Below are 7,500 nucleotides of genomic sequence, written 5' to 3' on the forward strand. Positions count from 1 at the left end.
TTTCGGGTGCACACTCGGTCGTCACGCATTGTTCTTCGCCATGCATGGATATGAGGTCAGCGCCTGCGATTCCAATCCGGCCAACTTGGCGTTTACCGAACAAGCCGCGCGCCGACAGGGGATTTCAATCAACTTATGGGAGCTGACGACAGAAGCGATCGATCAGCATCGTTGTCGTTATGACTACGTGTTGGGATGGCAACTGTTCGATAGCACCGGCTCTCATGACCTCAGCGGCAGCCTGTCCAAGCTGGGCGGTCTGCTTCGCCCGGGCGGAATGGCGCAACTGTCGCTTCCGGAGCAGCCGACCCGGATGCCGTTCCATATCGCGGCCAACTCAAACGACCCCAACCGTACAAACACCAAGCAACAATCGGTCACTTATGCACGCTTGAGCGCACTGACTCTGACCAGTTCTCTGGTAGACGCAGGACTTGAAACCATCGATCTGCACCTCAAACGCGGACCGCAAACGCCCCACCCCTACTGGCATATCATCGCCGAAAAGCCGTTTTAGGCACTACCGCAATCTCGCCTAAACATTTTGTATATTTTTTCTTAATTCAATAGCTTACGCTACCCGCTCGACTAAAGTTCCGCCTTTTTCAAACGATAACCAGGGTGTTCGGATTTCTGATAAAGGCAAACCGACCGGAAACGGCGAGGCGCAAAGCCACCGGCCTACGCTTACAAGGTAAGTATGGCAGCGGGGCTACCGGATCCCCCCGACGATGCCTGGATGACGACGCATGTACACAAAAAGCAACTGAATCAACGTGCGCGTACAGTATAAATAATAAAAGGGGAAACCATGATCAGCCATAAAGGTTTAAAACACCTCGCCGTAGCCGCATTTGCTTCCACCGCCGTGATGATGACTGGTACTGCCATCGGTGCAAACCAGGGTAGTGTCGGCGCCACGTCCACTGGCGACCTCACCATTACCGCCGCTGTTCCTCAACGAGCGAAAATTTCCTACTTGGATGACATTGACCTGACAACTGCTTTGAGCAGCTGGGATGGCGTCAACCCCGTGTCCGGCTCCGATGATCTTTGCGTTTGGAGTAACAGCGGTGGATATAACGTCACCGCAGCAGGAAACGGCACATCAAATGCCTTTGAGCTCTCCGACGGCACCAACGCGATCCCCTATAGCGTTCAGTGGAATGACGTTTCGGGCAGTGATGCCGGCGCCCAGGCAATGACGTCCGGCAGTGCCTTAGCTAGCCAAACCGGAGCCAGCAGCGGCGCCACCTGCTCAAGTGGTGCCAGCCTGACGGCGCGTGTGATCGTCACCTTGGGCAACAGCGATTTGGAAACTGCCGCGTCTGGTACATACGCTGGTGTCCTGACGCTGACCGTCGCACCTGAGTAACGCCCCCTAACTCCTGCAGGGCTACCGGGTATTTTTCCGGTCGTACCCGGCCAGCCCTGCGGGCGTTATCAACGCGTAGAGAAATTGGGACCTCGCATTGAATGGCGTAAAACTCCACAGAACACGCACCACCGTTGTTAGCGGAATTGTCCTTTCGATACTCTGGTTGGCGATGATCGCGGTACCTTCTTACTCTTACGCCGTCGTCCGTGTCAGCGCGCTTGAAGATATGAACTTGGGTTCATGGGATGGCGAATCGGACATGACAGGCGAGGAATATATTTGCGTTTTCAGCGCTTCTTATAGCTATACCTTAGTCGCACAGGGTGAAGGACCCGGCGGCAGTTTCATTTTGCGCAACGCACTCGAGCGGTTGCCATACGAAGTCTCCTACAGTGACCGGATATTCAGCGGCCAACACTTCCCGGTCACGGCGAATCAACCCATCAATCGGCTCTTCACCTTCCAAGCCACCAGCTCGCGATGCGGCTACTTCGGGTTTCCCAGCGCACGATTGCAAGTCACCATCCCGGCAAGTGAACTCAATAACGCCGTGCCCGGTGTCTACCGGGGTATCCTCCGATTGACCGTCATTGCGGAGTAACGAATTCAACCGGCAGACAGGCAATCGTGCCGAGACTGACCACCGGCTGATCCACGCTGGTGTCGAGCGGCAGAGACACTTCGCATGGCTCACCGTCCAACGGTTCAAATCGCAATGTCTTGGCACCGGCGACTTCTGCCTGGAAAAATCCGTTTGACTCGCTGGCCGCGTAACCCACAGCACCCCGGATCCGTGCCAGCCCCACGGTCTGACCATTCGATCGCACCGCCTGCCCGACGACTACCTGCAATTGGTTGGCCTCGAAACTGACGCTCTTAACCGTGCCGGGATAGACCGTTACCTCATATTCCGTCGTGTCGTAATCCACCAGGCTCACATCCCGCTGACGAAGGCGCACGCGGTAGGTTTCATACGGCTCGACAAAGACCGGAATCCGGCTGTCCGTTGCCACATAGCCACGCGGCTGACCATTGACCAACACATCAAATCGCGCTTTGGTGGCATTTCCCGTCACTTCAACAACGACCGTACTCAAACCCTGTGCACTCCCGCCGACCGCCAACGTATCAGCATTGGTGGCAATCCCGAAACTGAGGTTGGCACCATAGTTTGTATTGGGCGCACCACCATCCGGCAAACTGCGCTGGGCCGTAGCTTGAATACGTCCACGCTCGGTCCGCCAGTCACCATCCAAAGTCAGGAATTCACTGTCAACATCGCGGTTCGCACCAGCGGTTAGAAGGAGGTCTCCCGGGGTCATTGCTTCATCTCGCCACCCGAGTTGGAACCCGCCGACATATGCCAATTCGGACCCCGAGTCCGCTGAGCCGTCAATCAACTCTCGGGACTCTCTCCGCCCACCAAAGCGGGCAGCGCGGTTCCACCGACCGTCATCGCCTCGCAATGTCAACAACAGTGCGCCGTACGTCCCACTTTGATTCTCCGATAATTCCGAATCCAAAGTCAGCCGCACATCGGTATCTTGCCAAAGCAGCAACGAGAGCAGAGCGCCGATTGACCACGTTTCATCTTGGTCTATTAATGGGTCGTCTACATCATTCCAGTCACCGCGCAACGACAAGGCACCCCGTGAAAAGCCGTAGGTCAACATGGCATTCGCTTGGATCGCACCAGGCCCCAGTAGCTCGGAAGCCTCCGGTACCTCGCGGCTATTCCATACTCGGCGAAGGTTGATCCCGCCGGATATCGGACCGAGCTGAGCTCCACCATTGGCGGAGACACCCCAATCGGCGTCGGTCGAAGCCAGCGCGCTGACGCCAAGGCGATACCACCGACCCCGAGTAAATCCACCAGCCTCAAACGCGAGATATTGATCAAGCCCGGTCGCGCCTAAATGCAATCCAAACTGGTCACTCATGCGAACGCCCAACCCAGTCCGGTAAAACAGCTCATCGCGATAGGCCGGTAGATCGGAATTGTCATCCCAATCTCTAAGTGCACCCAGTTGAACGTGATAAAGCGGTGTATCCACAGGAGGCAATTCAACCGCTTTAACATAAAAACGGGTTTCTTGGCGTTCTACACCAGAAGCCTCACGGATTCTGATCGTGATGGGGTAAGCGCCGTCGGGTAGCGCTGAGGTGTCGAGAATTTGGGTTCCCGCTTCGTAGAACTTGGAAAACACCAATCGACCATCTTTGATGATGTCAACCTGCGCCCGAACCGGCAAAAACAGCTGGACTTGCGTACCTGAAACTTGGTCCAAATCCGTTCGAGTACGTAGAGACGTTTGAAAACCGGCGCCGATCACATCCGTTTCCGAAATGAATTGACTGCCTCGTGCCCGAATCGCGCCGAGTTGGTAGGCATACCCTTCACGATCCCACTGCCCGAACAACGTATCAATCTCGAAATTGTCTTGGCTGCTGTAAGACCACAAAGACTCCAAACGTAAGGCACCTGAGGCAAGCAAGCTGTTGCCCAACACGTTGTAGTTGTCCGAACTCACGTTGGAACCGGAATACGATGCGCTCAGTCGCTGAACGGCGGAGATACCACTTTCTGGCGACGGCAGAAAACGCTGATTTTCCGGTGGTGAAACACTCAGGAACGCCGGATTAACGAACACATCCAGGCGAAAGCGGTCGGCATCGAAAATGACGCCCGCCACATCCGGCGCCAAAATCCCACACCCCGGACGTGGGCGGTTCGGGCATACCCGATGCGCGTTCACCGGCAAAGGACCGGTCAGCGCGCGGACCACCGCCCCTGGCTCGATGATCTGAGGAATAAGCCGTGCTAGGTCAGCGGGTTCATCGATAGAGACCACCGCAGGATCGTATACCACCATGGCCGAACCCACCAACCGACCGCCGAAGTACACGTCGACCAACGTCCGCTGCGGCGCCAGCAAATCTTCAAAACCAGGCGGCGGTTTACCCGTCGTTCGGATATCTGTCGCCGGTGTCGCCCCGCCATTGCTCGACGATTGATTGGCTGCCGCCACCGCGAGAAAAACAGAAATGTATGCAATGACGATCGCAATAACGCAACGGGTCACCCGCAATGCTCCCCCGATCGGTGTCCTTTTCCTTCCAAACAAGCGGGCATCCGCTTTTTCCCCAGTGCGGCTAAACCGATTTTTTTTAGTACGTAACGAGCGTATTCGTGAGACCCATGGTCTGTTGGTAGTAACGAACCTCGCCTGACGCAGTTAGCGTCAATGTCCAACTGGCGCCGGCGTAGATTCGTTTCGTAGGCAGAGGAACGCATGTCCCGGCCGGGGAACACAGTTCACCGTTGAAGAACAAAACATTGCTATTGCCGCGGTTGCGCACCGAAAGTACGTTATCACGGCGATTTACATCCAACAGAGGTTTAGGGTTCGTCGGCCGAACGATTACCAAAAGCTCATAGCCCACAATCAACTTCAAACCCGCCTGTTCACGGGTAAGCTCGCCCACCGCCGGCGTGACATTGACCCGATAGATACGTTCTCGTTCGCCAGGCGGGGTAAGATTAACCACCCGCATGAGTCTGATCGCTCCCGGTTGAATCACCATTTTTCGGGGTGAAACCAATAGGTCGAGTTGATTTGGGTCGTTCAATTCGACGCGCGTCTCAGCCGATAACCCCGGAGACATCACCTCGAAAACACTGACATTGACGTAAAGAGGATCCGTGCCGGTATTCTGAATCTCTACGTCTTCGCGGTTAGAACTACCAGGAACGAAATCGATGATCGCACGATTGAGGGCCATTTCCCCGAACACTGGACCAACCGACATGACAAACAACAACCCCCCGATTGCGATCGCCATATTCTTATAGAAACCCATTAAATCGCCCCTAATCCAGCACGGCCGAAGCCGCCCCCACGCCGGTCGTGCTCAGTCAAGAAGAATCGAAACCCCGGACAAACTATTCTGGCGCCACCGTGAGCGTCAAGACCCCACGATACGTGCCCGCGGGTATTTGCGCCAAGTCGTCCGCCGACAAACCGATGGTTACCGCCGACGAATCGACGCCGCCACAATCCGGCCGCGTCGACTGAAGCCGATAACTTGGGGAAACGTGTCCAGGTATCAACTCATCCGTCCCCCCAGCAGCCAACTCCCCGATAAAGCCCACGCTAAAAGGAAGCAGTCGTGAATCGCTATTCAAACTCTGGAGGCTAAAAGCTTCATTTGGCCCCGAACCGGAAGCACGGACCCGAAACTCGCCGGCGCCAACGCCCCGAACGCATAGCGGCTCAACGAAGCTCACGTCCTGATCACGATCTCGCACAGATATCTGTATATCATCAAGCCGAGAAATCTGAACCTGTTTAGGCACGGTGACAGTGATAGTTGCACTGGCTGTCGACACATCCCCAATCTGGCCCGCGGTTGCTGCCCGCGCCGCCGTATGGGTTGTTGCACCCACCATCAGGGCAAAAACCGCCGCCGCGGTGCGAATAGTGACTTGCTGCGCGAGCGTGTAGTGCAGCTGATGCTTGGTGATCAATCCCTGACTCACGAGTATCTCTCCAACTTTAGCGCCCGTTTCGCGCTGTTTTGCGAGAGCTTCTTCTAGTTGGCGGGGATTAATCAAGCCCCTCTTTAAAAGGATATCACCCAATCGATATTCGGGAATCTTCCGGCCCCGAAGCCACGACATCCCATATCCATTCAATCTCGAACTGTCCGGTTCGTTCGGCTTCACCGAGGAGCGGGAGTATGAAGAAGTCACCTTGCCAATATCCTTTGTTCTTATGGTTTGTCGGACCGCAGGGGGATGAGAGAATAATTAACCGTCCCCTAACAAAGATAGAATCGGCAGCATAAGGCAAATTCTTAAAAAGACTTAACATGACTCCAGACAAAAAAAATCCTCCGACCTTTTCGGGTCGGAGGATTACGCTTTTAAGAGCCTGGCAGTGACCTACTCTCACATGGGGAGACCCCACACTACCATCGGCGCAGAGCCGTTTCACTTCCGAGTTCGGGATGGGATCGGGTGGTTCCAACTCGCTATTGCCGCCAGGCAAACTGTTTGCCCCATCAGACGACGATCTGACGGAACGAATTCGGAAAGTGTTCGAGACACGGGTAAATTGTGTCGAGACTGCTTGGGTGTTATATGGTCAAGCCTCACGGGTAATTAGTACCGGTTAGCTTCACTCATTACTGAGCTTCCACATCCGGCCTATCAACGTCGTAGTCTTCGACGACCCTTTAGGGATCTCTAGGATCCAGGGAAACCTAATCTTGGGGGGGGCTTCCCGCTTAGATGCTTTCAGCGGTTATCCCGTCCGTACATAGCTACCCGGCAATGCCACTGGCGTGACAACCGGAACACCAGAGGTACGTCCACTCCGGTCCTCTCGTACTAGGAGCAGCTCCCCTCAAGTTTCCAGCGCCCACGGCAGATAGGGACCGAACTGTCTCACGACGTTCTAAACCCAGCTCGCGTACCACTTTAAATGGCGAACAGCCATACCCTTGGGACCTGCTACAGCCCCAGGATGTGATGAGCCGACATCGAGGTGCCAAACTCCTCCGTCGATGTGGACTCTTGGGAGGAATCAGCCTGTTATCCCCGGAGTACCTTTTATCCGTTGAGCGATGGCCCTTCCATACAGAACCACCGGATCACTAAGACCTGGTTTCCCACCTGCTCGACCCGTCGGTCTCGCAGTCAAGCACCCTTATGCCTTTGCACTCATTGCGCGATTTCCGACCGCGCTGAGGGTACCTTCGCGCTCCTCCGTTACTCTTTGGGAGGAGACCGCCCCAGTCAAACTACCCACCATACACTGTCCCCGACCCGGATAACGGGCCTGGGTTAGAACCTCAAACATGCCAGGGTGGTATTTCAAGGTTGGCTCCACGCAGACTAGCGTCCACGCTTCAACGCCTCCCACCTATCCTACACAAGCAGGCTCAAAATTCAGTGCAAAGCTGTAGTAAAGGTTCACGGGGTCTTTCCGTCTTGCCGCGGGTACACTGCATCTTCACAGCGATTTCAATTTCACTGAGTCTCGGTTGGAGACAGTGTGGCCATCGTTACGCCATTCGTGCAGGTCGGAACTTACCCGACAAGGAATTTCGCTACCTTA

The 7,500-nt window shown here is 55.3% G+C and carries 6 protein-coding genes, 2 rRNA genes and 1 riboswitch (1 of these 9 only partly in view); of the genes, 3 read left to right on the top strand and 5 right to left on the bottom strand.

What is annotated here, in order from left to right; translation table 11 throughout:
* From SVU69_10360 to SVU69_10370, 3 genes are all read left to right on the top strand, one after another.
* Positions 1–517: methyltransferase domain-containing protein (locus SVU69_10360; protein ID MDY6943400.1), on the top strand; the 517-nt coding region annotated here is incomplete at its 5' end.
* A 114-nt stretch (positions 518–631) separates the two neighbouring features.
* Positions 632–720, top strand: a riboswitch (cyclic di-GMP riboswitch).
* A 91-nt stretch (positions 721–811) separates the two neighbouring features.
* A complete protein-coding gene (locus tag SVU69_10365; protein ID MDY6943401.1) occupies positions 812–1,375 on the top strand; it encodes a hypothetical protein in 564 nt (187 codons plus the stop codon).
* Between the two features lie 172 nt (positions 1,376–1,547).
* The gene (locus SVU69_10370) at positions 1,548–1,979 is read left to right on the top strand and encodes a hypothetical protein (GenBank protein MDY6943402.1); all 432 of its coding nucleotides are present in this window, start codon (positions 1,548–1,550) and stop codon (positions 1,977–1,979) included.
* On the opposite strand, the gene SVU69_10375 is transcribed toward SVU69_10370, so the two are convergent.
* The 5 genes from SVU69_10375 to SVU69_10395 form a co-directional block, all read right to left on the bottom strand.
* The gene (locus SVU69_10375; protein ID MDY6943403.1) at positions 1,966–4,461 is read right to left on the bottom strand and encodes a TcfC E-set like domain-containing protein; all 2,496 of its coding nucleotides are present in this window, start codon (positions 4,459–4,461) and stop codon (positions 1,966–1,968) included. The two genes, SVU69_10370 and SVU69_10375, sit on opposite strands and share 14 nt — an antisense overlap.
* Positions 4,462–4,546: 85 nt before the next feature.
* A complete protein-coding gene (locus tag SVU69_10380; protein ID MDY6943404.1) occupies positions 4,547–5,239 on the bottom strand; it encodes a fimbria/pilus periplasmic chaperone in 693 nt (230 codons plus the stop codon).
* An 82-nt stretch (positions 5,240–5,321) separates the two neighbouring features.
* Positions 5,322–5,918 carry a hypothetical protein gene (locus SVU69_10385; GenBank protein MDY6943405.1) on the bottom strand — a complete coding sequence of 199 codons (597 nt, stop codon included), beginning with the start codon at positions 5,916–5,918 and terminating at the stop codon, positions 5,322–5,324.
* A 392-nt stretch (positions 5,919–6,310) separates the two neighbouring features.
* Positions 6,311–6,426: ribosomal RNA gene (gene rrf, locus SVU69_10390) — 5S ribosomal RNA — on the bottom strand.
* A gap of 95 nt (positions 6,427–6,521) precedes the next feature.
* Positions 6,522–7,500, bottom strand: a 23S ribosomal RNA gene (locus SVU69_10395); it runs 1,914 nt beyond the window's last position.

This window comes from Pseudomonadota bacterium (assembly GCA_034189865.1).
In the GTDB taxonomy this organism is placed as follows: Bacteria; Pseudomonadota; Gammaproteobacteria; order UBA5335; family UBA5335; genus JAXHTV01.

What these genes read in the sequence shown, in the direction of transcription:
- SVU69_10365 (MDY6943401.1), top strand. Translation starts at nt 812, where the DNA reads ATGATCAGCCATAAAGGTTTAAAACACCTCGCCGTAGCCGCATTTGCT.
- SVU69_10370 (MDY6943402.1), top strand. Translation starts at nt 1,548, where the DNA reads ATGATCGCGGTACCTTCTTACTCTTACGCCGTCGTCCGTGTCAGCGCG.
- SVU69_10380 (MDY6943404.1), bottom strand. Translation starts at nt 5,239, where the DNA reads ATGGGTTTCTATAAGAATATGGCGATCGCAATCGGGGGGTTGTTGTTT.